Here is a 25,995-nt window from a genome sequence, read left to right as displayed (position 1 = left end):
AGAAAGGGCGAGGGCGTGGGTGGGGCGGGGCGGGGGTGAGGGCGGGAGTGAGGGTGAGGGTGAGGGCGGGGTTAGTGGTGGTGGGTTTGGTGGTGGGTTGCTAGGACGTCGGCGCCGAAGTCGCTGGCGGGGCGGCGCAGCACGGTGTGTGCGTGGTTGCCGTCCGCGGTGGTGTTGTCGTACTCGATCAGCAGGTCGTCGCCCTGCACCCGGTAGTAGTGCCGCCGCCCGGGGTGGGTCGGGCCGGCCCAGGCGAAGTGCAGCGGGCCGGCGTCCAGTCGGGTCGCCTCCCGGATGGCCAGCTCGGGCGGCAGCCGGTCGAGGTAGAGGGCAACCACCTGGTCGAGTAGCGCGCGGCCGGTCGGTCCCAGCCGCTCCGCCGGTACGCCGAGGGGCTCCAACGGCGCGTCGACCCGCCCACGGGTGGCGCTGATGATGTCCGCCGGCGCCTCGTCGGCGATGATCGCGGCGGCCCGCTCGGCGGGGCCCAGCGCGTCGAGCAGGGCGCGGGCCAGGTCCTCCTCCACACCGAGTGGGCGGGAAACCGGCCGGCCGGCGTAGCGGACCGCGGCCGGGTTGGCGCCGAAGAAGATCGGCGCGGGGGAGACCTGGCCGTCCACCACTGTCATGTTCACCGACAGGTGGTGCCCTTCGAGTCGCCACGCCCAACAGTCGTCGCGCGCCGGGTCACCGAACACGGCCACCCAGTAGTCGGCACTGTGCCGCCCGCGCTGCCAGCCCTCGGCCCGGTCCAGCACCTCCTCCAGCGAGATGATCGCCATCGCCTGTGCGTACGCCGAGGAGCTGAGTGCGGTGGCCAGCAGCCGGTGGGCGGCCTTGCGGGCGGTGACGTCGAGCTCGGCGAGGCAGACGCCCGGTCGGGGTCGGGGCCGGTATTCCAGCCAGCGTCGGGCCGCCTCGTCGTCGAACGCGTGCACGGCGCTCTCGCGGGCGGCGGGGTCGAGGGCGGTCAGCAGCGCGGTCGCGGCGGCCCGCATCTGCTCCGGCAGAGGATCTTCCACCGACCCTGTATACCGGCCGGCCGTGCCGGTGTCAGCCGACGCGCAGCAGCTCTGTCATCTCCGGCAGGTCGAAGAAGCGCGCGGTCTCGACGGCCGACGGGTTGCCGTGTGCCGGATCCGCGCCGGCGGCGAGGAGCGCGCGGACCGCTTCGGTGCTGCTGCGGAAGACTGCCGCCGCCAACGCTGTCTGACCTCGGTCGTTGGCGCGGGTGTGGTCGGCGCCGCGGCTGAGCAGGGCGGCCACCGTGTCTGGCTGGGAGTGGTACGAGGCCAGGATGAGCAGTGTGTCGCCCTTGTCGTTGGTGAGGTTTACCGGCAGGCCGGCGTCGATCTGCGCCGCCAGTTCGTCGGTGGCGCCGGCTCGGGCCAGGTCGAACATCCGGTGCGCGAACGCCAGCGTCTCGGCGTCGAGGTTCTCGGTCACCGGTCCAGGATAGGACGTGTCTTTCGGATCTTCGCCGGCCTACGACGGGCCCGGACGACGCCGTCCAGCCGCCTTGCCGGATCGCCGTCGGGGCCTCGTCTCGGCGCGACGAGATCCGGGAGACACGCCCCAGCCACACCGGTCCTGATAGGTTGCTCGGCCGGTGCGCTGGGGGAGGGTCCGATGGGTGAGACGGTGTACGTGGGCAACGCGGGCGTCGACGGCGCCACCAACGCTGGTTGGTTGCTCGGGCACTTCGCGCCGCCGGGGGAGATCCGGCACAGCACCGACGTCGAGGTGAAGTGGGGCGTGCATCCGCCCGGGCAGGCCCGGTCGCGGTGGGCGACCGGTGAGGTGCGCACCACTCTGCTCGTACTCGTCGAGGGGTGTTTCCGGGTGGAGTTGCCGGACCGGACGGTGCGGCTGGCCGCGCCGGGCGACTACGTGGTGTGGGCCCGTGGGGTGGACCATTCCTGGTTCGCCGAGCGGGCGTCGGTGGTGTTGACGGTGCGTTGGCCCTCGTTGCCGGGTTACCGCGCGGACCCACCGGTGCTGCGCTGATTCACCCGAGCGGCTGACCCTGCGTCCCATCAGACGGAATTACCTACTAAACCTATAGGCTTTGCCGTCTAGAGTACGAGGGCACCCCGCCGAACGACCCGCGAGGAACCGCCATGACGCACCACCGTCCGGAGCCCGACCTGCTCACCGTTGCCGCCGGATGGGCCGAACCGGCTTGCTGGCCAGTCGCGCTGCGTTTCGACCCCGCCGAGCGTTGGTACGCCCGCCTCGCCGTCACCGACGAGCACGAGGTGTGGGCGCTGAGCTGGCTGCCCGGGCAGGGCACCGACCTGCACGACCACGGCGGCTCCTCCGGGGCGTTCCGAGTGGTCAACGGCGCGCTCACCGAGGAGACGGTCAGCGCCGGTCGACTACGCCCCCGACTGCTGCCGGCCGGCGCGGGCCGCCGCTTCGGCCCCCGGCACGTGCACCGGGTGACCAACCGAGGCGTCGATCCAGCGGTCAGCGTGCACGTCTACCGGCCGGCGCTGCTGCGGATGACCCGCTATCACCTCCTCGACGGGCGGCTGCGGGTCGCCGAGGTCGCCGAGGCCGGCCGGTCCTGGTAGCCCGCGCACACCGAGAACCCCTGTCACCGGAAGGAACCGATAATGCAGACAACCGCCGAGCACTGTCCCGCCCCAGTGCCGCCACCGGGCTCCCGGGGCATCGACGAGATCCTGGCCGCCGCGCGGGCCCGGCTGCGCCGGCTGGACCCCGAGCGGGCGCACCTGGCGTACCGGGCCGGAGCGCTGCTGGTCGACATCCGCCCCGCCGCGCAACGGGCCGCGCACGGCGTGGTGCCGGGCTCGCTCATCGTCGAACGCAACGTGTTGGAGTGGCGCTTCGACCCACGCTGCGCGGCCCGGCTGCCGCAGGCAGTCGACTACGAACTGCCGGTGGTGATCCTCTGCCAGGAGGGCTACACCTCGTCGTTGGCAGCCGCCGCGTTGCAGGACGTCGGCCTGCACCGGGCCACCGATGTGGTCGGTGGGTTCGCGGCCTGGCGGATCGCGGGCCTGCCGGCCCTCGGCCCGACCCCACTGCACCACCCCTCTCCCCTCGCGTCCCCGGTCAACGCCGGCTGGGCGCGCCGCTGACCGTCACGCCACACCCGGCGTGGCGCGCGTACCGCCACTCAGGAGGCACCATGTCCGTCGTCGCCATCCCCACGCGCCGCCACCCCGGCGTGCGCCCGCCGGCCCGTCCGCGCACCAGCCCGACCCTGACCATCACCCTCGACCTCGTCCCCGGGCCGCTGAGCCCTCGGCTGGCCCGGCTGGTGCAGCTGCTCGGCGAGCTGGCCGAGTCGGGGGAGGGCCAACTGCGTGCCGTCGAGGACCCCGCGTCGGGGCCGCGACCGGCCCCGCGCCCCGCCGCGCCGCCCGCCGCACCGGACCACGTCCGCATCCTGGCCGGCTCGCGGATGGTCCGCCAAGGCGACCAGGTCATCGCGCTGACCCGCATCGAGTACGAGCTGCTGCTGTTCCTGGCCGAGCGGCCCCGCCGGGTCTTCACCCGCCTGCAACTGCTCTCCAGCGTCTGGGGCTACGAGCACGCGGTGGCCCGGACGGTGGACGTGCACGTCCGCCGGCTGCGGGCCAAGCTGGCCGGCTCGGAGGTGGTCACCACCGTCTACGGCGTCGGCTACCGGCTGGCCGACGAGGCGCCGATCAGCGTGGATCACAGCAGCTGAGCCCTGGTCCGGCGGCGATGTGACCGCCTGGTGAACCGGTCGGGGACCCCCGTAACGGGGCATCTCGACGACTCTGCTGTAATCATCAGGCCTCGTACGCAGAGCGAGCATTTGGCTCCGATGTGTTCGTCAATTGTCACATTCATGCAACGTAGCCGCCTCTTGACCCTCGCCCAGGCGCCGGGAAGCATCGATGAAGCGGCGTCCCGGGCCGTGGGGAGATACCCGGACCAGCCCAAGGAGGACCATGTCGGTCAGCCCCGCCTCGTCGCGCGCCGGATGGCATACGTCCCAACCCGCGGTGCCCGGTCGACCTCCCGGCGGCCAGCGTCGCCCGGCGAACACCGCAGCGCCCGTGCTCACCGTGACGCTGTCCATCCCACTGGCCTGTGAGGAGTCGCTGACCCCGGCGGCGCGCCGGCTGTTGGAGGCCGCTCGCGAGATGCTCGAGCGCGGCGAAGGCGTGATCATCGGCTCGGTCCCGGCCGAACGCCGCCCCGACCAGGCGCCCGCCAACCGGTCGCCGTCCCGCCCGATCAGCCCGACCATTCCCGCCCTGCACATCCTCGCCTCGTCGCGCTCGGTGCTGCGTGACGAGGAGCCGCTGCCGCTGACCCGGCTGGAGTTCGACCTGCTGCTGCATCTGGTCGCCCACCCGCGCCGGGTGTTCACCCGGCTGCAACTGCTCAACGCCGTCTGGGGCTACGAGCACGCCGGCGTGCGTACCGTCGACGTGCACGTGCGTCGGCTTCGCGGCAAGGTCGGCGTGGACGTCCCGCTGGTCACCACCGTCTACGGCGTGGGCTACCGGCTGGCCGACGACGCGCGGGTCACCATCGACCGCAGCGGCTGACCGGCGGCACCGCCGTACCCGGCGCGGGGCAGGATGGTCCGGTGCGCATCCGCCCCATCTCGCCCGACCTGCTCGTCACCGAGCTGACCGGCCGGCTGGCCGACGCGGCGACCCGCGCCGCCGCCGGTCCCGCGCGGCTGCGGGTGGCAGTGGACGGCGCCCCCGCCGCCGGCGTCGACGACCTGGCCGCGGCGCTGGTCGACCCGCTGCGCGCCCAGGGTCACCCGGTGCTGCACGTCCGCGCCACCGACTTCCTGCGCCCCGCGTCGCTGCGCTTCGAGTTGGGGCGCACCAACCCGGACTCCTTCTACGAGGCCTGGGTCGACGAGGCCGGGCTGCGCCGGGAGGTGCTCGACCCGGCCGGTCCGGGCGGCAGCGGCCGGCTGCTTCCGTCGCTCTGGGACGCCGACGCCGACCGGGCCAGCCGCGCCCGCTACGTCGACCTGGCCCCCGGCGGTGTCGTCCTGGTCAGCGGCTCGCTGCTGCTCGGCGGTGGCCTGCCCTTCGACGTGACCGTCCACCTGGAGGTGTCCCCGGCGGCGCTGCGCCGGCGCACCGAGCCGGCCCAGCAGTGGGCGCTGCCGGCCTTCGACAGGTACGCCGAGGAGGTCGTCCCGGCGAGCTTCGCCGACGTCGTGGTACGCGCCGACGACCCCCGCCGACCGGCGCTCGTGGAGCCCGGCGGGAACGACTGACAACAACCGAGAATTTGTCGGTTTGCACTGCTGATTCGGCGGGTACTCGCCCGGCTCACAGAGCACGGGTGACCGCCCGCGCGCCGAACGCGACAGTGACCGGGGCCCCGCGCCGCCGGCACCCGGTTCACCTTGAGCCACAGGCCCAGGAAAGGCAGGCAGCGATGCTCGTCCACGACACGGTCGGTACGACCCGGTCCCAGACGGAGATCGATCAGATCCGACAGTCGCTCCAGGCGCGCTACGACGAGCTGACCGCGGAGTACGACCAGGCGGTGCTCCAGAGCCAGGTGCTGCGGCTGGTGGAGGTCGGCGACACCGCCGGCGACGACCAGGCCGACAGCGGCACCAAGACCGCCGAGCGGGACACCGCCCAGTCCCTGCTACGGACCATCCTCGACCGCCGCGCCCAGTACGAGCACGCCCTCGGCCGGCTCGAGGAGGGCACCTACGGCTGGTGCGAGGGCTGCTCGGCGGCGATCCCGGTGGAGCGGCTGGAGATCTTCCCGTCCGCCACCACCTGTGTGACGTGCAAGCAGACTCGCGAGCGGCGGGCGGCCTGAGCCACCCCAGCGGTTGCCGGTCGGTCCGCGACGCGATGGACTTCCACGATGGGTGACATCCTCGTGGGCACCGCGTCCTGGACCGACCGCACACTGCTGGACTCGGGGTGGTATCCGCAGACCGCCGACACCCCGGAGAAGCGGCTGGCCTACTACGCCAAGCAGTTCCCGCTGGTCGAAGTGGACGCCACCTACTACTCGCCGCCCGCCGAGGCGACCGCGCGGCTGTGGGCCGAGCGCACCCCGGCCGGCTTCACCTTCAACATCAAGGCGTTCAGCCTGCTGACCGGGCATCCCACCCGGGTCAGCGCGCTCTACAAGGACCTGCGCCCGGAGACCGACAAGAAGAACGTCTACCCCGACGACCTGCCCGCGCAGTCGTACGAGGAGGTGTGGACGCGCTTCCTGTCGGCGCTGGACCCGCTGGTCGAGGCCGGCAAGCTGGGCGCGCTGCTGTTCCAGTTCCCACCCTGGTTCACCATCAAGCGGGCCAACAAGCAGTACCTGCTGGAGGTGGCGAAGCGCTGCGCGCCGCTGCGCCCGGTGTACGAGTTCCGGCACGCCTCCTGGTTCGACGGCGACAACGCCGACGAGACCCTGGCCTTCCTGCGCGAGCACAAACTGCCGTACGTCTGCGTGGACATGCCGCAGGGCCACCGCTCGTCGCTGCCTCCGGTGCTGGCCGCCACCGCGGACCTCGCCGTCATGCGCTTCCACGGGCACAGCGACAAGTGGACCAGCAAGGACATCCACGAGAAGTTCGGCTACCACTACTCCAAGCGGGAGTTGGCCGACTGGGCGCCGAAGCTGCGCGAGCTGGCTGACGAGGCCGGGCAGACCCACGTGCTCATGAACAATTGCTACCGCGACTATGCGCAGACCAACGCAAAAACCCTCGCAGGTCTCCTCGACGCCGGCTGACCTCACCCGATCCGGGTGGGGCCGCCTCACCCGCTGCGCGGGCATGGTGGACGCGGTGGGTACGGCCGTCCGTCGACGGCCGACGCCGGAGACGACACGGAGGTGACGGGGATGACGGCTCGAGTGGTGACGGATCGACGGCGTGGTGCCGTCCTGCACGTGGTCGGCACGGCCGACAACGCCCGGCGCGCCCCGCAGGGCAGCCCGGTGCGGGCCCGCCGTGGGCCGGTGGGGCCGCCCCGCCGCGCCGACGACCGACGGTGGGACACCACGGAACGGGGGTCGACCGATGGCTGACGCGATGATCTCGGCGTTCGAGTCCTCGCTGGACAAGACGAACCTCATTCTCAAGGACATCGAGAACGCCTACGGCTGGCCGAAGGAACGGCGCAACCAGTCGTACGCGGCGCTGCGCACGGTGCTGCACCTGCTGCGCGACCGGCTGCCGGTGGACGAGAGCGTGGAGTTCGCCCAGCAGTTGCCGGTGCTGGTGCGGGGCATCTACTTCGACGGCTGGGTGCCGTCGGACGTGCCGATCAAGCTCAACCGCGACGACTTCCTCTACGAGGTGCGGCAGGGCTTCCCGTACGACGCGGAGGGTGGCCCGGAGCGGGTGACGCAGGTGGTGCTGGACACGCTGCGCCGCCACGTCACCCAGGGTGAGTGGCAGGACGTGAAGGACACCATGCCCAAGGACCTCGCCACGATGATGCCGTGACAGCCCGACACCGCGAGCCCGCCCGACCGACGTCGGGCGGGCTCAGTCGTCATCGGCGACGGTCGTGGGCACCCGCGACACCGGGTGCCCGGCCTGCCGGGCCAGCGCGGCGAACGCCACGGCGTCCACGATCGCGGCGCCGCCCGGATCGTTGTTGAAATAGACGTACGTCGGCTCGTCCGCGCCAAAGGCGTCGGTCAGCCGACCGACCCACGACCGCAGCGCGGCCCGACCGTAACGCGGCCACGGCCGTGCCCGCCCCTCGTGCAGCCGCAGGTAGCCGAAGTCGGTGGTGCGCCATCGCGGGGCGATCGGGCGGCCCAGCCGGTCCGCCCAGACCAGCGCGGCCCGACGCCGCTCCAGCACCGCCCGGGTGGCGTCGGTCCACCAGGAGGGATGCCGGGGCTCGACCGCTACCCGCACCTGCGCCGGGAACAGTCGCAGCGTCGCGTCCAGCGCCTCGACGTCCGCCCGCAGGTTCGGTGGCAGTTGCAGCAGCACCGGGCCGAGCCGGTCACCGAGCGCGGTGGCGCGGCCGAGGAACCGGGCCACCGGCTCCGCCGGGTCACGCAGTCGCTTGATGTGGGTGAGGTAGCGGCTCATCTTCACCGCCACGCAGAAATCCGCCGGGGTGCGTGCCCGCCAGGCGGCGAAGGTGTCCCGCTCGGGCAGCCGGTAGAAGGCGTTGTTGACCTCGACAGTGGCGAACCCGGCCGCGAAGTGCTCCAGCCAGAGCCGCTGCGGCAGCCCCTGCGGGTAGAAGCGGCCGCGCCAGTCCCGGTACTGCCAGCCGGACGTGCCCACCAGGATCACCACCCCATCCTGGCACTCTCCGCCGCCGCCCGCGAACTGCCCGTGTCGCCCCGGTTCGGCGTCTACGGTGAGGGTTAGAGAAGATCGCGCGTGGGGTACCACCCGCAGCACGACGGACCCCGGCGTACGGCGGGGCGGCACACCCGAGGGAGTACCGATGGCACTCAACGATGACGACATGCAGACCACCGGCGGCGGCGGCGCGGAGGGCCCGGCCGACGGCGGCGCGACGCCCGGTCAGCACGACGGTGGCGCCGATGGTGGCGCGGAGGGTCCCGCCGACGGTGGTGCCACCCCGGGCCAGCACGATGGTGGCGCCGACGGCAGCGCGGAGGGTCCCGCCGACGGCGGTGCCACCCCCGGTCAGCACGACGGTGGCGCCGATGGTGGCGCGGAGGGTCCCGCCGACGGTGGTGCCACCCCGGGCCAGCAGGACGGCGGCGCTGACGGCAGCGCCCGGTAGCGGCTCGCCATGACCTACCTCGACCCGCCGGGCGGCCACCACGGCCGCCCGGCGGTTCCGTCCCCCGAGGCCACCGCGGCGCTGGCCCGCTGCGTCTCGGTCGAACCGGCCAAGTTCGCCGCCGCGCACTGGGGGCACACCCCGCTGCTGTCCCGAGCCGCCGAACTACCCGACCCGGCCGGCTTCACCGACCTGCTCAGCCCCGCCGACGCCGACGAGTTGCTGAGCCGGCGCGGCCTGCGTACCCCGTTCCTGCGCGTCGCCAAGGACGGCCAGTTGGTCGCGGCGTCGCGCTGGACCGGCGGCGGCGGCGCGGGAGCCGAGATCGGCGACCAGGTGCTCGACGAGCGGGTCCTGGAGCAGTACGCGTCCGGGGCGACCCTGGTGTTGCAGGGGCTGCACCGGATCTGGCCGCCGCTCGTCGACTTCGCCCGCGACCTGGGCCTCGCGCTCAACCAGCCGTTACAGATCAACGCCTACCTGACCCCGGCCGGCAGCCAGGGCTTCGCCACCCACTACGACACCCACGACGTGTTCGTGCTCCAGGTCGACGGCCGCAAGCACTGGCGGATCCACCAGCCGGTGCTGCCCGACCCGCTGGAGAAGCAGCAGTGGGGTGGGCGCGCCGACGAGGTCGGTGCCACCGCGCAGGGCCCGGCCGCGCTGGACGTGGTGCTCGCCCCCGGTGACGCCCTCTACCTGCCCCGGGGGTGGCTGCACAGCGCGCAGGCGCAGGACGCCAGCTCGTTGCACCTGACAGTGGGCATCCGCGCGCTCACCCGTTACGCCCTGGTCGAGGAGTTGTTGACGCTGGCCGCCGAGGACCAGCGGCTGCGGGCCAGCCTGCCGTTCGGCACCGACGTCGCCGACCCGGACGCCATCGAGCCGGAGCTGACCGAGACCGTGGAGGCGTTGCGGGACTGGCTGCTGCGCGCCGACCCGGCCGCCGTCGCCGCGCGACTGCGGCAACGGGCCTGGCCGGCCGCCCGCCCGGCGCCGATCCGACCGCTCGCCCAGGCCGACGCGCTGGCCACCCTGGACGCCGACACCCGGGTCGCCCTGCGTCCCGGCCTGCGCTGGCAGTTGGTGCCGCACGACTCGGACACGGTGGCGCTGCGGCTCTTCGACCGCACCATCACCCTTCCGGCGACCTGCGAGCCGGCCGCCCGCGCAGTGCTCACCGGCACTGTCACCCGGGTCGGTGACCTGCCCGGCCTGCCCGACGACGCCGACCGGGTCACCCTGGCCCGCCGACTGCTCCGCGAGGCTGTCCTGGTTCCGGCCTGAGCTACCCGGCGGTGGCCGCGACCAGCTCGATCCTGAGCGTGTTCGTGATCTCGTCGGTCAGCTCGCCCTCGGCGCCGACCGAGATCGTGCCCTGCTCGGTGACCCCGAAGACGAGTTCCACAGCGCCGGCCTTCAGCACCAGCGGGTCGTCACCGCCGCTGCCGGCGGCGACCACCGCGCGGATCGTGGTGATCGCGTCCACCAGGGTCGCCGCGACCGCGCTGTGCCGCAGCTCGTGCCGATCCTGGAGATCCTCCGCGACGAGCGTGATGTCGATCGTGTGGGTCTTCTGGTGGGAGCGGCTGCCACCCACCTTCACCTTCCAGCCGATCACCGGGACCCGGAAGTCCACGCCACCGCCGGCCTTCGTGGTGACGACCGCGCTCAGGATCAGCTGAACGGAGGCGACCCGAAGATCCCGGCCCTCGTCGGTCGTGGAGATGCCGGCTTGCTCCACCGCGTACTTCACCGCCGACACCAGTTCCGCGACGGGCACGCTGTAGTCGGTCACGTCCATGCCGCAACACCCTTCTGCACGAGTTGACTTGCCGGCCGCTCAGACGGCGGCGGTGGCAAACGGGTCGCCGTACACGGTGTAGGCCAGCCAGGTCGGGTCGAGCGGGTCGTCCTGCTGCTCGATCCGTGCGGCGAGGGCGGCCGCCCCGAGCGTGGCGCCGTCGGCGAGGGAGCGGTAGAACGCTGTCGCGAAGCGCGCCGAGCTGTCCGAGCGCACCGCCCAGAGCGTGCCGACGAAAGCGCCCGCTCCGGACGACATGAACTGCTGCGCCCAGCCGAGCATCTTGGTGTACGTCGGGGCCACGCCCGCGCTCCGGCACGCGTTGATGAACACGAGGGGACCGGTCTCCGCCAGCAGTTTGCGAATGCTGGCCTCGGCGAGCAGGGTCGGCTTGAACCGGCCGCCGTCCATGTCGATGTATGAGCCGTCCGCCGAGAAGGTGTTGTGGCAGGCGAAGTGGGTCGCTCCCAGCGCCCCCGAATTGATCAGGGTGAGGAGTTCGTCGGCCCTGGTGATGGGCTCGCTGTGGGCCGCGCCGAGGATCGCGCGGATGGCGGTGATCTCCTCGTGCGCGCCGGTGGGGGCCTTCGCCGGCACGACGAAACGCGGGTTGCGCAGGCCGACCTTCGCGTTCCGGTGTTGACCGTAGGTGCGACGGACCACGGGGACCTGCTCGACCAGGAAACCGGCATCGCGTTGGGCGCTGAGCGGATAGAGCAGTTCCCACGGGACCACGTCGTGGTCGGTGGCGATCGTGAAGGCGCTCATGTCGCCGCCGACCTGCCAGAACTGGTCCTGCACGTCGGCCGGCACCAACTCCGACCACAGCTGGATCCCCGCCGACCGGATGACCTCGCGGGTCATCGCCGCGGTGTAGCGGGAACCACCGCCGGCCAACTGCTGCATCTCTCGGATGGCGTTCTCCACCGCGGCGTTGGGCGTGTTCGTGACCGACTCGACGACCGGGGCGAACAGCGCCGCGTCGGACCGCAACTGGAACGTGTACCGGCTGCCGTCGAACCGGACCTCCATGGTGACCTCGCCCGGCCGTGCCCGCGGGGCACCCAGCGGCGCGACCTTCGGTTGTCCGTCGCGGAACGGCCCACCGTCGGCGACCGAGACCTCGACCGAAACCTCGGTGAGGAACGTGCCGCCGGCCCAGGCGGTCACGTCGACGCGATGCAACCCTGGGGTACGCGCCCCGAAACCGAACCGGATCGGGTCCGGATCGTCGTCCGGCGTGACCAGCACGGTCTGCTGGAGTGGGCCCTCGGCGTGCAGGCCGGCGGGCGCGTGGACGGTCACGGTCACCGGTGTGCCGGCCTCTGCGACGAGGAAACTCCGCATCCGTGCCGCCACGGCGTCTGCGGGAACCGATCGTCCCTCGGTGACGAGCCGGACCTCGACGCTCAGATCCTGCCCCGCCGGGACCTGCGTGGGTGCGCGTGCCACCAACAGCCGCTCTGCTTTCGGAATGGTCTCCGAGGAGGGAGGTCTCGCCCCTGGCTCCGATCCCACGCTCTGCCAGGGCGCGCCGCTGCCCGCCGTGTGGGGCAAGGTCGGTGGTCCGGTGAACGTCGGTGTCGCCCCGATTTCGACGTTCACCGCACGGTCCGCCTGGACATTCGCCCAGAGGCTCAGCCTCCGCGCCTCCCATCGCTCCAAGGGGTGCTCGGCGCGTTCGCGCATGGCGTCTGTTTGCCGCTTCGACGTGCGCTCGCGCACATAGCGACTGGTGCGATCGTCGAGGGACAGCCGGGTGCTGCTCAGGTGGAGGGTGATGCCGCCGAGCGCCGAGGCGTCGTCGGTGAGCCGTCGGTCCAGGGCGGTCTGGGCCGCGAAAATCTCGTCGATGGCGTACTGCGCACTGATCGGCCGGCAGGTGTCCAGCAGGAACTCGCGGACCAGGACCCCGGCGTCCGTGATCGCGTGTCGGACGATCAGCGCCGGGTCGGTCACCCGGAGGCCGACGGTGATCGACGCCTCGAAGTGGTACGCGGCGGTCCCGGCCGGGAGCCGGAGGTTGACGACGATGGAGTGGTCACTGGTGTCCACCTCGTAGCGCGTCGAGTAGTGGGCCACGAACCCGGGGTGCCACCACCTCAGCCGGTCACTGTCGGCGGCCTCCAGATCACCCGTGCGGGTCGAGTAGACGATCGCCGCCGAGGGCCCGTGGCTGGGGGGCGGCATGAGCCCTCGCACCGGCTCTACGCTGAGGATCAGCGGGATCGCGGGCCCGGCCGGTGCGGCCTCCCGACCGAAGGCCGTCGCGAGGTCGTCGACCAGGTGGTCGATGTCCGCTTGGACGCTGCTCGTATGGATCCGCCGGTAGTGCTGCTGGCCGAGCGGTCTGCGCGCTTCGGGCAGGGGCCCCGCGGATGGCAGTTCGGCGTCGTCCACAAGCACCGGAATGACCGGAACCTGCTGTCTGAAGGCGGCGGCGATCGTCCGGCGGCTGAAGCCCGGTAGGCGGTCCACGCGGCCTGCCGACTCGCCGCGCGAGGGAGTTTCGATCACGACGATGAGCGCCGCCGAGGCAGACAGGCGGCGCCCAAGCTCGGCGAAGGGCAGGATCACGCGGGGATCGTCGCGAACGACACTGTCGCTGCCGAATCGAGTGGTCAGCACGTCATCGAGCAGGCGCGCGACGGGGTGATCGTCGTCGGAGCGGTAACTCATGAAGAAGCTGACCATTTGACGTACCGTATCGAAGATCGCGCCCTGATTTTCGCCGCGCCGACGGTCGGCTTCTCGACAACCCTCTGTGGACGCTCCGACCGGCTCAGCGGCCGATTGCCAGCAGCAACGCGGTGGTCAGCAGGCCCGCCCCGAGCACCACGGTGATCGGTCGGGGGCCGAGCACCGCGTGCCGGCGGTCGGCCAGCACCCGCGCCGGCGCCAGCCCGACCAACGGCCCGAACAGGGTCACCACCAGCGCCAGCACCGGCAGTCCGACCGCCAGGTCGCCGCCATACCCGACGCCCAACGCCCGCGCCCCGACCCCCAGCGCGTACGCGAGCACCGCGCCGCCCACACCGCAGAGCGCCAGCAGGGGATTTACCGAGCCCGGCAGCTCGCCCGGTTGCCCGGCCCGGTCGAGCAGGTCACGGGCCTTGGCGAGCAGCGGCACAGCGTCGGTGGCGCCCACCCCGTTCGCCGGTGCGGGCGGGCCGCCGAGGCGGCGGGCACCGAGGCGCGAGCGGACCTGCTGCCACAGGTGCGCCACCTCGGCGTCGACCCGTTCCTGCTGCTCCCGGGCGGCGACGAGCTCCTCCTCGGCGCTCTGGAGCTGCTCGACCGCGTCGGCGACGGCCCGCTCGGCGGCGGCGCACTGCCGCTCGTGCCAGGTGTGCGCCTCGGCCCGCTGCTCACCCACCCGCGCCGTCAGCTCGGCCAGTCGCCGCAACTGCGCCGCGTACGTCTCACTGGCCACCGGTTCGTTCATCGCGTCGGTCCATAAGGGATGATCACCTGTCCGGTGCGGTGCACCGCCCGGTCGAAGAAGAGCCCCCGCCAGGGGCGGGGATACCAGTCCGGGCCGCCGGTGCCCGGGTAGAGCGACGAGCCCAGCTCGCCGCCGTGCGCGTCCAGGGCCACCCAGGCGCCGATCTGGTCGGTACGGGCGGCCGGCCCACCGAGATCGGCGCGCATCCGGGCCACACCCCGCCACCAGGCCAGCACGTGCGTGCGTCGTTCCGGCCCGTCGTGCATGATCCGGCGCAGCTGCTCCAGCCCGGTACGCCGACCCGCGCGGGCGGCCAGCGCACCCGCTGCCGCGTCGACAGCGAACAGCAGCAGGTAGTGCGGGCTTCCCGGGCCGCCGAGCCCGTCGGCCGTCTCGGCCATCAGCTCGCCGACCGTTTCCTCGTCGTACCAGGCGGCGTCGTCGGCCAGGTCGTCGTAGAGGGCGCGGGCGATCGGGTCGGCGTCCGGGTCGAGGCAGGCGATGGAGAACCGGGCGGTGCCCGGCGGGTGCTGACGGGCCAGCGACCGGGCCGCCGCGTCGAGCACCGCGCACGCCTCGTCGACCCGGGTGCCGAGCACAGCGAGGTTGCGGCCCGGTGCGCGCGGCAGCCGCAGTGACGCCGAGCGGGACTGCACGTCGATGATCTCGCCGAGCAGGGCCACCGGGTTGCGCGGCACGGTCCCGTCCGGCGGTACGGCGAGCGCCCGGTAGTCCGGGGCGTCCGCCAGTCGGGGGATCGCGTCACCGTCGAAGAGCCGGGCCGGTGCCGCGTCGGGGGCTCGCATCCGCCACAGCCGGTGCTGCAACCCGCTCCAGGTCTCCCAGTCGCTGGCCGACGGGATGCGGGCCACCTCGTTGCCCTCGACCATTCCCGACTCGGCGTTGACCACCGCGTGCCAGCGCGGCAGCGACTGCGCCGCGTCGTTGCGCTCGGCGAGGATGCGCAGCGCCTTGGGCAACGCGATGCGGAGGGTGAACTGGGCGACGAGCGCGGGGCGGCCCCACAGCGCCTCGATGCCCCGCACGTCCTGCGAGGCCAGGACCAGGTGGATGCCCTGGGACCGGCCGCGGCGGGCCAGGTCCTCCAGCAGGTCGGCCGCCTCGCGGGCTACCACGTCCCGGCCGGCCAGCAACATCTGGAACTCGTCCACCACGGCGACGATGCGTGGCCAGTGCCCGGTCGGGTCGACCGCCCGCAGCTCGGCCAGCTTGGTCACCTCGTGTTTCTTGGCCGCGTCGGCGCGTCGGCGCAACTCGTCGGTGAGGAAGCGCAGCAGCGCCAGCCCGAACTCCCGGTCGGTGTTGACGTTGATGCCGACCAGCCGCATGTGCGGCAGCCAACTCGGGTCACGCCGGCCCTGCGCGAACCGCGCGAAGGAGACCCCCTCCTTGAAGTCCAGCAGGTAGAACTCCAGCTCGGCGGGGGAGTAGCGGGCGGCGAGGGCGCCGATCCACGCGAAGATCAGATTGGTCTTGCCGGTGCCGGACGGCCCGCCGATCAGCGCGTGCGGTGGGTAGTCGCCGAGCGTCAACCGCACCGGCCGGCCCTGTGGGCCCTCGCCGATCGGCGCGGTCAGCCCGTCGGCGGAGTCCTCCCGCCACATCAACTCGGGCGGGGGCAGCAGGTCGGTGAAGGGGGTCGGCGGCGGGCCCGCGTTCACCCGGGCGGCGACGTCCCGGCAGGTTTCGGTGACCAGCGCCGCCGGTGGCTGTGGGTCCAGTCGGACCGGCAGCCCGGCCGAACCGCCGATCCGCGCGCCGGACACCCCGGCCACCACCCGGGTCACCGTCGGATCCTCCGGCAACGGCACACCGTGCACCACAAGGTGTACGCCGCAGGCGGCGCCGGCCCGCACCACCCGGTCCAGTTGCCCGCGCTCGTGCCGGTTCAGCTCCTCCCCGCCGAGCAGCACCGCCACCCGCCACGGCTCGGGTCGTCGGCCGGTCGCCGCCGCCAGTTCGCGCAGTGACGCGTACTCGCCGGCGAGGACCGTCTCGTTGATACGGCGGATCTGCTCCACCAGGTCGTCCAGCAGTGGGCCCAGTCCGCCCGGGCCGACGAAGGTGAGCAGCCCGGCAGTGCCCAACGGGGCGAACCCGGCCAGTCCGCCGCCGAGTTGGTCCGGGTCGTACCCGATGAGTCGTACCGCCCCGGGGTTGGCGCGGCCGACGGCCCGCAGCAGCAACGCGGAGACCACCGCGTCGCAGCCGGCGCGGTCGTCCCCGGAGAGGTGGACGTGCCCGGCGTCGAGCAGCGGCACCAGCGCGGGCACCGGGTCCACGCCGTCGATCCCGACCGTGCCGACCCGCAGCGCGCCGGGCGGCTCGGCCCGGCGGGCGGGCGTCGGCGCCCACCCGGCCCAGTCGGCCCCCGCGCAGCCGGGCGCCTCCTGCCGGGCCGCGTCGGCGGCCCTCCGGGCCAGCTCGGCGATCCGGGTGGAGTAGCGGGCGTCGATCTCGGCGATGCGGCGGTCCCGTTGGGCGCCCACCCGCTCCGGCACGGCGGCCGCGGCCCGCTGGACCCGGGCCAGTCTTTCCCGCCCGGCGGTCAGGTCGGCCTGGGCGGCGGACAGCCGGGTACGGGTGGCGCCCAACGCCTCGGCGAGGGTGTCCCGGACACGGCTGGCCAGTTGACCGCGCCGGTCAGCCATCGGAGCCCCGACGCGTCGGCGCGTCCCGCCAGGGGCTGCCCGAGCGCGGTGGCAGCCCACCGGGGCGCGGCGGCAGCCCATCCGAGCGCGGCGGCGGCAGGCCACCGGAGCGCTGCGTGGTGGCGGTGCCCGGCCGCTGTGCCACACCGCCTGCGCGGGGAGCCGTGCTCGGCCGCCCGGCCCCGCCCGGTTGCTGAGCGCCCGCCGGTTGCCCGGCCCGCGCTGGCTTTCCCGCGTCGCCACGCTGCCCCGAGCCCGCCGGTTCTCTCGCTCCCGCTGGTTCTCCCGCGCCGCCGGCCGGCAGGTCCCGGCCGAGGCGGGCGAGCAGCAGCCCGGTCGCCACCCCGGCGGTCACCGCGGAGTCGGCGGCGTGCGGTGGTTCCCCGGAGGCGCGTGGCGGCGGCATCCGGCACACCCGGGTCAGCAGCGTCTCCAGTACCGGCGGCGGCAACCCGGGCAGCAGGTCGCGGACGCGTCCGTCCAACTCGCCGCGCAGCCGCCCGAGGTCGGTGGCGCGCGGCGGGTGCCCGAGCAGCTCGCCGGCCAGTTCGCGCAGCAGCGGCGGCGCCAGCGCCGCCATGCCCAGCCCGACGTCGGCCGGGGCCCGGCGCAGCTCCTTGCGGAGCCGGTCCCGGTCGCCGGAGCGGACACCACCCACCACTCGGCGCAGCAGTTCCTGGGAGTCGTCCACCCGCTCGTCGGGTTCGTCGTCGGCACCCTCGCGCCCGCCGGTCAGCTCGGCCACCCGCACCGACCACCAGCGGCGCATTCGCACCTGCTCGGCCGGCTCCGGCGCGACCTCGGCGGGCCCGGATGCCGGTGGCGTGTCGTGTCGGGGTGCGCGTTGCTCAGGGCGGGGCGCCGGGCCGCCGTCCGCGCCGAGGCCGATCGCCGTCAGGTAGGCCGACAACTGCTCCTGTGCCACCCGCAGCGCGTAGCCGGCGCTCTCGGCGTGCTCGGTGGCGGCGGACAGCTCGGGCACCCCCATGGGGTTGGCCGACTCCTGTCGTACCCAGCGCAGCCGCTCCGCGGCCAGGCCGAACTTCTCCAGCGCCTGCCCGAGCAGCGCCACCGGGAACTCCTCGGTGGCGGCACGGACCTGCCCGCCGACATCCTCGATGATGGACATGGCGGCCTACAGGGTGGAGACGTAGAGCTGCGCCTGCTCCACCGCGACAAGTGTCGCGGCGAGACACTCCTCCAGCTCCTGGCTGGCCTGGGTCAGCGACGCCTGGGCCGCCTCCACCGTCTCGTGCCCGCTGCCCTCCAGCGCCCCGGCCAGGGTCTGCTGTGCCTCGGAGAGCTTCTCGCCGGCCGCCTGCACGGCTGTCTGCCCGTCTCCGATCTGTTGGAGGGCGACATCGATGGCAGCCTTCAACTCGGCGACGCTCGCCACGGCGGAACCTCCTGGGGGCGGGGAGATCTCCATTAGAGCCTATCGGCGGTTCCGAAAGAACATCCGCCCTGTCGGTGTTCCTGCCCGCCTGTCCGGAAGGCCCTCGGAAGTGCCGGGAGTCCGATCTGTGGGAGTCCCAGTGCGAGAATTTCTCAGTTGCTGGTCGGATTCTCGCGGAGCCAGCGCGGGCCGTACACCTCGGCGCCCAGCGCCGTCACCCGCCCGCGCAACTCCCGGTCGGCGGTGACCACCAGCCGCCGACGCCGCGGCGCGCCCTCCACCAGCTCGACCACCGTGTCGTCGCCGGAGCCGGCGGCGGAGACCACCCGGACCCCGTCGGTGCCCGGCACGTCCCGCGCGGCCCCCTCGACCACCAGGACCACCTCCACCGGGGCGGTCAGCCGGGCCGGCAACCCGATGGTCGCCACCGGGGCGAGCGAGTCGCGCAACCGGGCCGCGGCGCCGGCACGGTCACGCCACCACCCGTTCGGGCGCGAGCCCACCACGTTGGCGCCATCCACGATCAGCAGCGGGGTCTCATCCATCCCGTCAGCCTGCCACCATCGCCCGGCCCTGACCCGACGCCACTCCCGGAATGCCGGTCCTCCGCCACCTGCGGCGTTTGTCGGGGCGCGCGCCGGGTAGCCCCTGCCGACCGTGCCGAGCCCTACTGCGGAGGACAGACATGATGGGACCCGGTGACATCGGCTCCGACCCGTGGGACGAATTCCTGGCCAGGTACTTCGGCCGGGGCGAGGGAGGGCGCCGACCGCCGCACCGGGTCGACATCACCCGACTGATGACGGCCGACGCCCGGGAGATGCTCGCCGACGCGGCCCGGCGCGCCGCGCAACGGCAGAGCAGCGACCTGGACACCGACCATTTGCTCTGGGCGGCGCTGCAACGCGAGCCGCTGCGTGATTTGGTACGCCGGGCCGGTGCCGACCCGGACACCCTGCTCAACGCCCTGGGCGGAAAGGGCGACGGCGCGCCGCGCGGGGAGGTGCCGCCGAACCTGTCGTTGACCCCCGCCGCCAAGCGGGCGCTGCTCGACGCCCATCAGCTGTCCCGGGCGATGGGCGCGAACTACATCGGCCCCGAGCACATCCTGATGGCGCTGCCGCTCAACCCGGAGTCGCCGGCCGGGCGGATGCTGGCCGCCGGCCGGATCCAACCCGAGTCGTTGCAGGCCGCCAACGCCGAGCGCGGGCCGATGACCGGGCCGAAGCCGGACCGGGGCACCCCCACCCTGGACCAGTACGGGCAGGACCTCACCGACCTGGCCCGCAACGACCAGATCGACCCGGTGATCGGGCGGGCCGACGAGATCGAGCAGGCAGTGGAGATTCTGTCCCGGCGGACCAAGAACAACCCGGTGCTGATCGGCGAGGCCGGCGTCGGCAAGACCGCCATCGTCGAGGGGCTGGCCGAACGGATCTGCGACGGCGATGTACCGCAGACCCTGCTCGGCAAGCGGGTCGTCCAGCTCGACCTGGCCGGTCTGGTCGCCGGCACCCGCTACCGGGGCGACTTCGAGGAACGGCTGAAGAAGGTGATCGACGAGATCCGGGCGCACCGGGACGAGCTGATCATCTTCATGGACGAGATCCACACCCTGGTCGGTGCCGGCGGCGCCGGCAGCGAGGGCGGGATGGACGCGTCCAACATGCTCAAGCCCGCTCTCGCTCGCGGCGAGCTGCGGGTGATCGGCGCGACGACGCTGGACGAGTACCGCAAGAGCATCGAGAAGGACGCAGCCCTGGCCCGGCGCTTCCAGCCGGTGCTGGTGCCCGAGCCCAGCGTCGACGACACCATCGCCATCCTGCGCGGGCTGCGCGACCGGTACGAGGCCCACCACCAGGTGCGCTTCACCGACGAGGCGCTGGTCTCGGCCGCCGAGCTGTCCGACCGGTACGTCACCGACCGCTTCCTCCCGGACAAGGCCATCGACCTCATCGACCAGGCCGGCGCCCGGGTGCGGCTACGGACCCGCACCCCCGCGTCCGACGTGCGCGAGCTGGAGCAGGAACTCGACGAGGTACGCCGGGACAAGGAACAGGCCGTCACCGACGAGCAGTACGAGCGGGCCTCCGCGCTGCGCGACCGGATCTCCGAGCTGGAGGAGGACATCCGACGCGCGAACGGCGACGACGGCTCTTCCGGATCCCAGGTGCCCGAGGTGGGCCCCAAGGAGATCGCCGAGGTGGTCTCCCGGGCCACCGGCATCCCGGTCAGCCAGCTCACCGAGGAGGAACGCGACCGGCTGCTGCGTCTGGAGGGTCACCTGCACCAGAAGGTGGTCGGCCAGGACGACGCGGTCACCGCCGTCGCCGAGGCCGTGCGCCGTTCCCGGGCCGGGTTGGCCGACCCGGAGCGGCCGATGGGCAGCTTCCTGTTCCTCGGCCCGACCGGTGTCGGCAAGACCGAGTTGGCGCGGGCCCTCGCCGAGGCGTTGTTCGGCGAGGCGGACCGGATGGTCCGGGTGGACATGAGCGAGTTCCAGGAGCGGCACACCGTCAGCCGGCTGGTCGGCGCGCCGCCCGGATACGTCGGCTACGAGGAAGCCGGTCAGCTCACCGAGGCGGTGCGTCGCCGCCCGTACGCGGTGGTGCTGCTCGACGAGATCGAGAAGGCCCACCCGGACGTGTTCAACATCCTGCTCCAGGTGCTCGACGACGGCCGGCTGACCGACAGCCAGGGCCGCACTGTGAACTTCAAGAACACCGTCCTGATCATGACGAGCAACCTCGGTTCCGAGCTGATCACCGGCGCCCAGCGCTCGGTCGGCTTCGGCACCGGGGACGTGGGCAGCGAACAGGAGAGCAACGAGCTGCGGGAGCGGCTCATGCGTCGCCTGCAGGAGAACTTCCGCCCGGAGTTCCTCAACCGCATCGACGAGGTCATCATCTTCCGCCGGCTGGAGGCCGAGCAGCTGCGCGACATCACCGCGCTGCTGCTGGAGGAGACCCGCCGCCGGATGCACGCCCAGGACCTCCAGGTCGAGTTCACCACCGCCGGCATCGACTGGCTCGCCGAGCACGGCTACCAGCCGGAGTTCGGTGCCCGTCCGCTGCGCCGGGTGATCCAGCGGGAGGTGGACAACCACCTGTCCCGGATGCTGCTGGAGTCGGCGATCTCGCCGGGGCAGAAGGTCACTGTGGACGTCCGCGACGGCGCGCTCACCTTCGACGTGACAGCGGGCGAGCGGGGGTACACCGCCGCCACGACCACACACCCGCGATGAGCGGGCCGGCGCGAAGGGACGAACACGAGGACCCGCACCAGCACGCGGAGTCCGCGAAACCCCGGGACGAGGACGACCATCCCGACCCGATCCTGGCGCCGCCCACCGCGAACCCCCGCCGCACGCGGGTCCCCGCGGAGGGCCTGCATCCGAAGACCGACCAGGACGACCCGGAGACGTCCGGGCCGCCGCCCGGAGAGGAGACCTGATGGTACGCGAAGCGCGGCTCGACCCCGAGGTGGAAGTGCTCTGGGAGGACTTCCACGCCGAGGTCAACGTTCCGTCGGAGCAGTTGCGGACGTGGCTGCTGACCAGAGGTTCGGGGGAGGAGTCGTTCAGCCCGAACCCGAACCTCGACCTGCCCCAGCCCGGCCGGGAGATCCTCAAGGTGCTCAACAAGCGCAAGGTGGACCTCACCCCGGAGGACATCGAGGTGATGCGGGAGGCGGTCGAGCGGATCCGCGAGCTGATGGACGCCAAGCCGTCGCGCGGCAACGCCGACGACAGCTGGCGGCACTCCCTGCTGGACCTGGGTCACGACCCGCTCGTCGAACGCTGAGCGACCGCACGACGGTGCCGTCCCGGGCAGGGACGGCACCGTTCGGCGTCCCGCTACTGGCCCTTGTCGGATTCCAGGCTCGCGATGGTCAGACCCGCCGCGTCGGCGGCGGCGTCCCGGTCGCCGCGGGTCTGGTCCTCCCGGGTGAGCAGGTTCGCGTACTCGGTCACGTCGGCCGGGTCGGGCACCGTCGGCAGCCGGCGCAGGAACGCCTCCACCTCTCGGGTGGCGGCGGTGTGCGCGGCGGCCGCCTGGCGCAGCAGTTCGCGGTCGTCGGCGGGCGGGTAGAGGTCGGTCATGTCCGCCAGATACCCGGCCCACGGCGGTTCGCACCGCCAACGGCCGGGAATACCGGCCGCTCAGCCCGGCCGGACCCCGGTGGGGTGCCGGACGCCGAATCCCGGGTTGCGGGGCAGCCAGGCCAGGTACGCCGGGTGCGGCACCAATGAGTCGACGTACGCCGCCTTGGCCGTTCCCAGCACCAGCTCCGCGCCCTGGGCGGCGGGGGAGTCCGGATGCCAGCCGAGCAGCAGCCGCCAGCGCAGCGGCGTCCCGGCGAGCTGACGGGTGACCAGACCGCTCACCGGGCGGAACGTCGCCTGGCACAGGGCCACCGCCACGCCGGCTTCCACCAGGTCGACGCAGCCGCGGATGTCGGTCTCGTACACCTTGCGGGGGGTGAACCCGGCGCGGGCGCACGCGGCGGCGAAGCAGTCGGCGAAGCAGCCGTCACCCGGCGCGGCGACCCACTGCTCGTGGCGCAGATCGGCCAGGCGGACCTCGTCCTGCGCCGCGAGGGGATGGGTCTCCGGCAGCAGCACCAGCACCGGGTCGACGGCCACCTCCTGCCAGCTCAACCCGAACCCGGCCGACGGACTGGCGTCGCCGCACACCCCGGCCAGCGCGAAGTCCAGCCGACCGCCGGCCACCAACTGCGCCAACTCGTCCACGGACCAGGACGCGTACGTGGTGATCTGGGCGGGTGGCTGCTCGGCCGCCAACCGGTGCACCAGCCGACCCAGGATCGGGCTGTTCACCCCACCGAACCGGTAACACGGCGGCGTGTCGCCCGCCCCGGCCAGCCGGGCGGCCTCGTCCTGCAGCCCCTTCATCGCCGGCAGCAGCACCCGGGCGCGGGCCAGCACCAGCTCACCGAGCGCGGTAGGTCGAGCCCCGCGCCGGTCCCGGTCGAACAGCGGGCCGCCCAGCGTCCGTTCGATGCGTTGGAGCTGGGCGGTGAGCGCCGGCTGAGCCAGGCCGAGCGCCGAGGCCGCCTTCGTCACACTTCCCGTCTCCGCGATCGCGCAGACCACCCGCAGGTGACGCAGCTCCAGGTTCATAGGGTGACGGTAGGACTACGCGTCTGCTGGCGGAATAGCCCAAGCGGATCGGTGATAATGAATGCATTGCCGGCGGTCGCCGGTCACCGGTCGCGCGGGGGCTCCGGCAGGTCCGTCAGGTACGTCGGCCGCCGGGTCACCGCGTCGAGGACCTTGTCCACCACCCCGACCGCCGGCTCCACGATCCGGTTCCACGGAGGGGTGGCCGGCGTGCCCGGGTGCGGTCGTGTCGGCGCGGCCTCCTCGGCGATCTCCAACCGGTTGCCCAGCCGGATCAGCTCCTCCTCGGTCGCGACAGCGCGCAGCTCGGTGACCAGCGCGCCCACCCCCTCGACATGCCGCCGGACCCGCTCGGCGACATCGGTCAGCGCCTCGTCCGTCAGCCCCTTCAGAGCGCTCAGCAGGGCCGCGTCGGCGTTGATCTCCGCATCCACCCGCTCGGTGGCCGCCGGCAGCGCCGCGCGGGCCGCCGGCAGCAGGTACTGCTCCTCGGCGGACAGGTGCCGCGACAGCGCTGCGGTGAGCACCGCCAACCCCTCCTGCGGCGTGGTCTCCGGGCCGGAGAACTGGTCCAGCAGCTCCAGCAGTTGCCGGTGCTCCCGGTCGACGATGTCGGCGATGCTGCGACCGGCGGGTCGGTAACCCTCCTCGGGTGCGGGCGCGGGCGGCAGCGGCGGCAGGGGAACAGCGGACATGGTGCCCTCCTCGACTGGCGGGCGGAAGCTCCGGCAGGGACGTACGGTCGTGGGCGGCGGTACCCGAACGCGGCAACGGCGAAACCGACCCTCGCCGGGGCTGCCAGTTCGGTCTCGACGAACGGCAGTGGCGGGCTCGGTCGGGCGCCGAGACTCCCTTTCGGAACAACGGAAGGTCAGGTGCCGCAGCCGCAGATCCGCACCGCCTTGGCGAGGTCGGTGGCGGTGACCTCCCGGACTCCGCGGCCCGACAGGTTGTGCAGGGTGACGGCGGCCGCACGACGGAGATCGGGCGACGCCGTCGTGGTGTCGATGGTGGAACGCAGATCCGCGACGACCGCGCGCCGCACCGCCTCGCTCGCGTTGGCGGTGTCCGTGAGGGCCCTCTCGTGGGTGTTCCCCTGGAGCAGTTCGGTGAGCAGAGCGGCCCGCGCCGTCGACTGCTGACGCCTGGCCGTGAGGGCCGACAGGGTGTTCTGCGCGGCGGTGACGGCCTGCCGCGCCTGATCGGCGTACCGGCCGGCGATGGCGGGGATGTCGATCGTCGCCGTGAGGTCGCGGACCGCCGTGCTCATGGCCGCCTGTAACTCGCCCGACCGGGCCGAGATCTTCCTGACGAGCGGCGGCACCTGGGCTCGCAGCCGGTCCTGCACCTGGGTGTCGAACGCTTCGGCGACGGCGTCGATCAGTGGCTTGGCCGCCGGGTGGTGGTCCTGGGCCCAATCGCCCAGTCGCTTCCACGCTGCCAGTTCGGTCGCGACCTTCGGCATCTGTACGAGGACTTCCTTGCCCCCGGCAGTGGCGACGCTGGTCGCCGCGACCGGCGTCGCCGTATCCGCCCAGCGTCGCGCCATCTCGGCGTCCTCGCCGGTCAGATCGCCGGGAGTCGGCAGCGCCGGGGCGTCACCGGAGACGGTGATGACCGACTGGTCCGACAGGCCGCCCCGGCGGGCGACACGATCCTCCTCGGTGGCGACGACCGGGTCGTCGCGGGACCGGTCGCCGTCGGCCGCCCGGATCCGCTCCAGCTCGCTGATCACCTGGGCTGAGACGGTGCCGGCGAGCACCTGCTGGTAGTCCGTCGGCAGCTGCTCGCGCAGCGCGCGGACCACCTGGTCGAGGACCTGGCCGGCCAGCCGCTCCTCGACCGCCGCGGCGGCGTGCCGGTAGTCGTCCGTCGTCCACTCGGCGGCCAGTTGTACCCGTCCACGGAGGGTGGCCACGGTGCCGGTGAGCAGGGTGAACACTGACAGCGCGGTAACCGTGGCAACCGCCGGCCCGCTGTAGCGTCCGTAGCCGCGGACGATCCCGTTGAGCCAAGCCCCCGCTGCACCGGGAGTGCCGGCCGCCGTCAGCAGGGAGGTCAGCAGCCACGCCCCGAGCAGCACGAGGGCCAGGCCCCACTCGGGCAGTTTCAGCTTGCCGACCATGTCGGCGGCGTCGTCCAGGACGTTCTGCGTGGCCAGGATCGTGTCCTGCGTCGCGGTCGGAACGATGAGCGATCCGAGCACCGCCGCGGCCACGAGGTACAACGCGAGCACCGCGCCCAGCGGCAACAGGTACAGTCGGGCAGTGCCGGCCAGGTTGTCGCGCAGCGCGGCCGCGAAGCCGCGCCGCACCGCCGGATCGAACCGGTCGACGTCGTGCAACCGGGCGTGCGCGCCGCTGACCGCCAGCGCCGCGCAGATCAGTGCCAACGCGAACGCGTACAGCCACGCCTCCGCGATCAGGCCGGCCAGCACGCAGAGCGCGGCCAGGGCGTAGCGCCACCGCCAGTCGGGCACTGTGATCCGGACCAGTTGCTCGTCCGGCCAGTCGCGGCCCGGATGCTTCTTCTCGAGAGCCGCCCGGGTCAGCCGGAGCGATCTCCGGCGGGACGCGCCACCCGGGGGGATGTCGCACCGGACGACGAGGGTGGCGCCGCCGACGTCGGTGACCGCGACGCGGTGGCCTCGGACGCCAGCCCGGGCCTGGTCACGGGTGAGAACGGTGTGGGTTCGGGGGCGGCGCGGCGCGGACTCTGTCACATCGCATCCCTGCGTAGAGCGGCGGAGAGGCAGGCGCATCCAGTCGTCGCCAGAGCCTCGACTGTACGGTTCGTCAGTGGCTGA

At 73.0% G+C, this 25,995-nt stretch carries 29 protein-coding genes; 15 read left to right on the top strand and 14 right to left on the bottom strand.

Features of this window, described 5'->3' with window-relative positions; translation table 11 throughout:
* Positions 1–71: 71 nt before the first annotated feature.
* Together NIE111_RS20375 and NIE111_RS20370 are read right to left on the bottom strand one after the other, a co-directional pair.
* Entirely contained in the window at positions 72–1,022 is a 951-nt protein-coding gene (locus NIE111_RS20375; protein ID WP_238685883.1) for a DUF3500 domain-containing protein, read from the bottom strand.
* Positions 1,023–1,053: 31 nt separating this feature from the next.
* The gene (locus NIE111_RS20370) at positions 1,054–1,446 is read right to left on the bottom strand and encodes an ankyrin repeat domain-containing protein (protein ID WP_238685882.1); all 393 of its coding nucleotides are present in this window, start codon (positions 1,444–1,446) and stop codon (positions 1,054–1,056) included.
* Between the two features lie 183 nt (positions 1,447–1,629).
* Between NIE111_RS20370 and NIE111_RS20365 the strand changes: the two genes are divergently transcribed.
* From NIE111_RS20365 to NIE111_RS20320, 10 genes are all read left to right on the top strand, one after another.
* Positions 1,630–2,007, top strand: a complete 378-nt coding sequence (locus NIE111_RS20365) for a signal peptidase I (protein ID WP_030490949.1) — start codon at positions 1,630–1,632, stop codon at positions 2,005–2,007.
* A gap of 113 nt (positions 2,008–2,120) precedes the next feature.
* Positions 2,121–2,576, top strand: coding sequence for a cysteine dioxygenase (locus tag NIE111_RS20360; RefSeq protein ID WP_238685881.1), 456 nt, complete (start codon positions 2,121–2,123; stop codon positions 2,574–2,576).
* 42 nt (positions 2,577–2,618) lie between these two features.
* Complete coding sequence (locus NIE111_RS20355; protein ID WP_238685880.1) at positions 2,619–3,107, top strand: rhodanese-like domain-containing protein; 489 nt, start codon at positions 2,619–2,621, stop codon at positions 3,105–3,107.
* Positions 3,108–3,157: 50 nt separating this feature from the next.
* Positions 3,158–3,703, top strand: a complete 546-nt coding sequence (locus NIE111_RS20350; RefSeq protein ID WP_238685879.1) for a winged helix-turn-helix domain-containing protein — start codon at positions 3,158–3,160, stop codon at positions 3,701–3,703.
* Between the two features lie 247 nt (positions 3,704–3,950).
* Positions 3,951–4,556 carry a winged helix-turn-helix domain-containing protein gene (locus NIE111_RS20345; RefSeq protein WP_238685878.1) on the top strand — a complete coding sequence of 202 codons (606 nt, stop codon included), beginning with the start codon at positions 3,951–3,953 and terminating at the stop codon, positions 4,554–4,556.
* Between the two features lie 41 nt (positions 4,557–4,597).
* The gene (locus tag NIE111_RS20340) at positions 4,598–5,251 is read left to right on the top strand and encodes a nucleoside/nucleotide kinase family protein (protein ID WP_238685877.1); all 654 of its coding nucleotides are present in this window, start codon (positions 4,598–4,600) and stop codon (positions 5,249–5,251) included.
* Between the two features lie 164 nt (positions 5,252–5,415).
* The gene (locus NIE111_RS20335) at positions 5,416–5,814 is read left to right on the top strand and encodes a TraR/DksA family transcriptional regulator (protein ID WP_091408390.1); all 399 of its coding nucleotides are present in this window, start codon (positions 5,416–5,418) and stop codon (positions 5,812–5,814) included.
* A gap of 48 nt (positions 5,815–5,862) precedes the next feature.
* The gene (locus NIE111_RS20330) at positions 5,863–6,735 is read left to right on the top strand and encodes a DUF72 domain-containing protein (RefSeq protein WP_238685876.1); all 873 of its coding nucleotides are present in this window, start codon (positions 5,863–5,865) and stop codon (positions 6,733–6,735) included.
* Positions 6,736–6,846: 111 nt separating this feature from the next.
* Positions 6,847–7,032: a hypothetical protein gene (locus NIE111_RS20325; RefSeq protein WP_238685875.1), complete on the top strand. Its 186-nt coding sequence runs from the start codon at positions 6,847–6,849 to the stop codon at positions 7,030–7,032.
* Positions 7,025–7,453, top strand: coding sequence for a DUF2267 domain-containing protein (locus NIE111_RS20320; RefSeq protein WP_124775985.1), 429 nt, complete (start codon positions 7,025–7,027; stop codon positions 7,451–7,453). The genes NIE111_RS20325 and NIE111_RS20320 overlap by 8 nt, the downstream gene beginning before the upstream one ends.
* Before the next feature lie 42 nt (positions 7,454–7,495).
* Here the strand turns inward: NIE111_RS20320 and NIE111_RS20315 are convergent, their stop codons facing one another.
* Positions 7,496–8,266 (bottom strand): DUF72 domain-containing protein, encoded by a 771-nt coding sequence (locus NIE111_RS20315; protein WP_238685874.1) that lies wholly within the window; start codon positions 8,264–8,266, stop codon positions 7,496–7,498.
* 157 nt (positions 8,267–8,423) lie between these two features.
* On the opposite strand from NIE111_RS20315, the gene NIE111_RS20310 reads away from it, so the two are divergent.
* Positions 8,424–8,729: a hypothetical protein gene (locus NIE111_RS20310; protein ID WP_091408405.1), complete on the top strand. Its 306-nt coding sequence runs from the start codon at positions 8,424–8,426 to the stop codon at positions 8,727–8,729.
* A 9-nt stretch (positions 8,730–8,738) separates the two neighbouring features.
* Positions 8,739–10,016 carry a cupin domain-containing protein gene (locus NIE111_RS20305; protein WP_238685873.1) on the top strand — a complete coding sequence of 426 codons (1,278 nt, stop codon included), beginning with the start codon at positions 8,739–8,741 and terminating at the stop codon, positions 10,014–10,016.
* Position 10,017: 1 nt separating this feature from the next.
* Here the strand turns inward: NIE111_RS20305 and NIE111_RS20300 are convergent, their stop codons facing one another.
* The 7 genes from NIE111_RS20300 to NIE111_RS20270 form a co-directional block, all read right to left on the bottom strand.
* On the bottom strand, positions 10,018–10,533 hold the full coding sequence (locus tag NIE111_RS20300; RefSeq protein ID WP_238685872.1) for a trypco2 family protein: 516 nt from the start codon (positions 10,531–10,533) through the stop codon (positions 10,018–10,020).
* Between the two features lie 39 nt (positions 10,534–10,572).
* Complete coding sequence (locus NIE111_RS20295) at positions 10,573–13,227, bottom strand: CHAT domain-containing protein (RefSeq protein WP_238685871.1); 2,655 nt, start codon at positions 13,225–13,227, stop codon at positions 10,573–10,575.
* Positions 13,228–13,315: 88 nt separating this feature from the next.
* Positions 13,316–13,978 carry a hypothetical protein gene (locus NIE111_RS20290; protein WP_238685870.1) on the bottom strand — a complete coding sequence of 221 codons (663 nt, stop codon included), beginning with the start codon at positions 13,976–13,978 and terminating at the stop codon, positions 13,316–13,318.
* Positions 13,975–16,650 (bottom strand): FtsK/SpoIIIE domain-containing protein, encoded by a 2,676-nt coding sequence (locus NIE111_RS20285; RefSeq protein WP_238685869.1) that lies wholly within the window; start codon positions 16,648–16,650, stop codon positions 13,975–13,977. Before NIE111_RS20285 ends, NIE111_RS20290 begins: the two co-directional genes overlap by 4 nt.
* Positions 16,643–17,779, bottom strand: a complete 1,137-nt coding sequence (locus NIE111_RS20280; protein WP_238685868.1) for a hypothetical protein — start codon at positions 17,777–17,779, stop codon at positions 16,643–16,645. Before NIE111_RS20280 ends, NIE111_RS20285 begins: the two co-directional genes overlap by 8 nt.
* Before the next feature lie 6 nt (positions 17,780–17,785).
* Positions 17,786–18,046, bottom strand: a complete 261-nt coding sequence (locus NIE111_RS20275) for a hypothetical protein (RefSeq protein ID WP_030332749.1) — start codon at positions 18,044–18,046, stop codon at positions 17,786–17,788.
* A gap of 152 nt (positions 18,047–18,198) precedes the next feature.
* Complete coding sequence (locus NIE111_RS20270; RefSeq protein WP_238685867.1) at positions 18,199–18,591, bottom strand: PIN domain-containing protein; 393 nt, start codon at positions 18,589–18,591, stop codon at positions 18,199–18,201.
* Positions 18,592–18,731: 140 nt separating this feature from the next.
* On the opposite strand from NIE111_RS20270, the gene NIE111_RS20265 reads away from it, so the two are divergent.
* The 3 genes from NIE111_RS20265 to NIE111_RS20255 are packed head-to-tail and all read left to right on the top strand — an operon-like array spanning position 18,732 to position 21,849.
* Positions 18,732–21,290 carry an ATP-dependent Clp protease ATP-binding subunit gene (locus tag NIE111_RS20265; protein WP_238685866.1) on the top strand — a complete coding sequence of 853 codons (2,559 nt, stop codon included), beginning with the start codon at positions 18,732–18,734 and terminating at the stop codon, positions 21,288–21,290.
* Positions 21,287–21,499 (top strand): hypothetical protein, encoded by a 213-nt coding sequence (locus tag NIE111_RS20260; RefSeq protein WP_238685865.1) that lies wholly within the window; start codon positions 21,287–21,289, stop codon positions 21,497–21,499. Before NIE111_RS20265 ends, NIE111_RS20260 begins: the two co-directional genes overlap by 4 nt.
* Positions 21,499–21,849, top strand: coding sequence for a DUF3140 domain-containing protein (locus tag NIE111_RS20255; RefSeq protein WP_091408434.1), 351 nt, complete (start codon positions 21,499–21,501; stop codon positions 21,847–21,849). The genes NIE111_RS20260 and NIE111_RS20255 overlap by 1 nt, the downstream gene beginning before the upstream one ends.
* A gap of 53 nt (positions 21,850–21,902) precedes the next feature.
* Here NIE111_RS20255 and NIE111_RS20250 read toward each other — a convergent pair whose 3' ends face one another.
* From NIE111_RS20250 to NIE111_RS20235, 4 genes are all read right to left on the bottom strand, one after another.
* Entirely contained in the window at positions 21,903–22,148 is a 246-nt protein-coding gene (locus tag NIE111_RS20250; protein ID WP_210781671.1) for a hypothetical protein, read from the bottom strand.
* 60 nt (positions 22,149–22,208) lie between these two features.
* Positions 22,209–23,189, bottom strand: a complete 981-nt coding sequence (locus NIE111_RS20245) for a LysR family transcriptional regulator (protein WP_238685864.1) — start codon at positions 23,187–23,189, stop codon at positions 22,209–22,211.
* An 83-nt stretch (positions 23,190–23,272) separates the two neighbouring features.
* Positions 23,273–23,884: a hemerythrin domain-containing protein gene (locus NIE111_RS20240; RefSeq protein WP_238685863.1), complete on the bottom strand. Its 612-nt coding sequence runs from the start codon at positions 23,882–23,884 to the stop codon at positions 23,273–23,275.
* Positions 23,885–24,060: 176 nt separating this feature from the next.
* The gene (locus NIE111_RS20235; protein WP_238685862.1) at positions 24,061–25,911 is read right to left on the bottom strand and encodes a hypothetical protein; all 1,851 of its coding nucleotides are present in this window, start codon (positions 25,909–25,911) and stop codon (positions 24,061–24,063) included.
* Between the last annotated feature and the right edge of the window lie 84 nt (positions 25,912–25,995).

Source organism: Micromonospora hortensis (assembly GCF_022230935.1).
Taxonomy (GTDB): Bacteria; Actinomycetota; Actinomycetes; order Mycobacteriales; family Micromonosporaceae; genus Micromonospora; species Micromonospora hortensis.
The sequence above is the reverse complement of the archived record's forward strand: the minus strand, read 5'-3'. Positions and strand labels throughout refer to the sequence as shown.

Coding starts and splice junctions, on each gene's coding strand:
- NIE111_RS20365 (WP_030490949.1), top strand. CDS start 1,630: ATGGGTGAGACGGTGTACGTGGGCAACGCGGGCGTCGACGGCGCCACC.
- NIE111_RS20360 (WP_238685881.1), top strand. CDS start 2,121: ATGACGCACCACCGTCCGGAGCCCGACCTGCTCACCGTTGCCGCCGGA.
- NIE111_RS20355 (WP_238685880.1), top strand. CDS start 2,619: ATGCAGACAACCGCCGAGCACTGTCCCGCCCCAGTGCCGCCACCGGGC.
- NIE111_RS20350 (WP_238685879.1), top strand. CDS start 3,158: ATGTCCGTCGTCGCCATCCCCACGCGCCGCCACCCCGGCGTGCGCCCG.
- NIE111_RS20345 (WP_238685878.1), top strand. CDS start 3,951: ATGTCGGTCAGCCCCGCCTCGTCGCGCGCCGGATGGCATACGTCCCAA.
- NIE111_RS20335 (WP_091408390.1), top strand. CDS start 5,416: ATGCTCGTCCACGACACGGTCGGTACGACCCGGTCCCAGACGGAGATC.
- NIE111_RS20330 (WP_238685876.1), top strand. CDS start 5,863: ATGGGTGACATCCTCGTGGGCACCGCGTCCTGGACCGACCGCACACTG.
- NIE111_RS20325 (WP_238685875.1), top strand. CDS start 6,847: ATGACGGCTCGAGTGGTGACGGATCGACGGCGTGGTGCCGTCCTGCAC.
- NIE111_RS20320 (WP_124775985.1), top strand. CDS start 7,025: ATGGCTGACGCGATGATCTCGGCGTTCGAGTCCTCGCTGGACAAGACG.
- NIE111_RS20310 (WP_091408405.1), top strand. CDS start 8,424: ATGGCACTCAACGATGACGACATGCAGACCACCGGCGGCGGCGGCGCG.
- NIE111_RS20305 (WP_238685873.1), top strand. CDS start 8,739: ATGACCTACCTCGACCCGCCGGGCGGCCACCACGGCCGCCCGGCGGTT.
- NIE111_RS20300 (WP_238685872.1), bottom strand. CDS start 10,533: ATGGACGTGACCGACTACAGCGTGCCCGTCGCGGAACTGGTGTCGGCG.
- NIE111_RS20295 (WP_238685871.1), bottom strand. CDS start 13,227: ATGGTCAGCTTCTTCATGAGTTACCGCTCCGACGACGATCACCCCGTC.
- NIE111_RS20290 (WP_238685870.1), bottom strand. CDS start 13,978: ATGAACGAACCGGTGGCCAGTGAGACGTACGCGGCGCAGTTGCGGCGA.
- NIE111_RS20285 (WP_238685869.1), bottom strand. CDS start 16,650: ATGGCTGACCGGCGCGGTCAACTGGCCAGCCGTGTCCGGGACACCCTC.
- NIE111_RS20280 (WP_238685868.1), bottom strand. CDS start 17,779: ATGTCCATCATCGAGGATGTCGGCGGGCAGGTCCGTGCCGCCACCGAG.
- NIE111_RS20270 (WP_238685867.1), bottom strand. CDS start 18,591: ATGGATGAGACCCCGCTGCTGATCGTGGATGGCGCCAACGTGGTGGGC.
- NIE111_RS20265 (WP_238685866.1), top strand. CDS start 18,732: ATGATGGGACCCGGTGACATCGGCTCCGACCCGTGGGACGAATTCCTG.
- NIE111_RS20260 (WP_238685865.1), top strand. CDS start 21,287: ATGAGCGGGCCGGCGCGAAGGGACGAACACGAGGACCCGCACCAGCAC.
- NIE111_RS20255 (WP_091408434.1), top strand. CDS start 21,499: ATGGTACGCGAAGCGCGGCTCGACCCCGAGGTGGAAGTGCTCTGGGAG.
- NIE111_RS20250 (WP_210781671.1), bottom strand. CDS start 22,148: ATGACCGACCTCTACCCGCCCGCCGACGACCGCGAACTGCTGCGCCAG.
- NIE111_RS20245 (WP_238685864.1), bottom strand. CDS start 23,189: ATGAACCTGGAGCTGCGTCACCTGCGGGTGGTCTGCGCGATCGCGGAG.
- NIE111_RS20240 (WP_238685863.1), bottom strand. CDS start 23,884: ATGTCCGCTGTTCCCCTGCCGCCGCTGCCGCCCGCGCCCGCACCCGAG.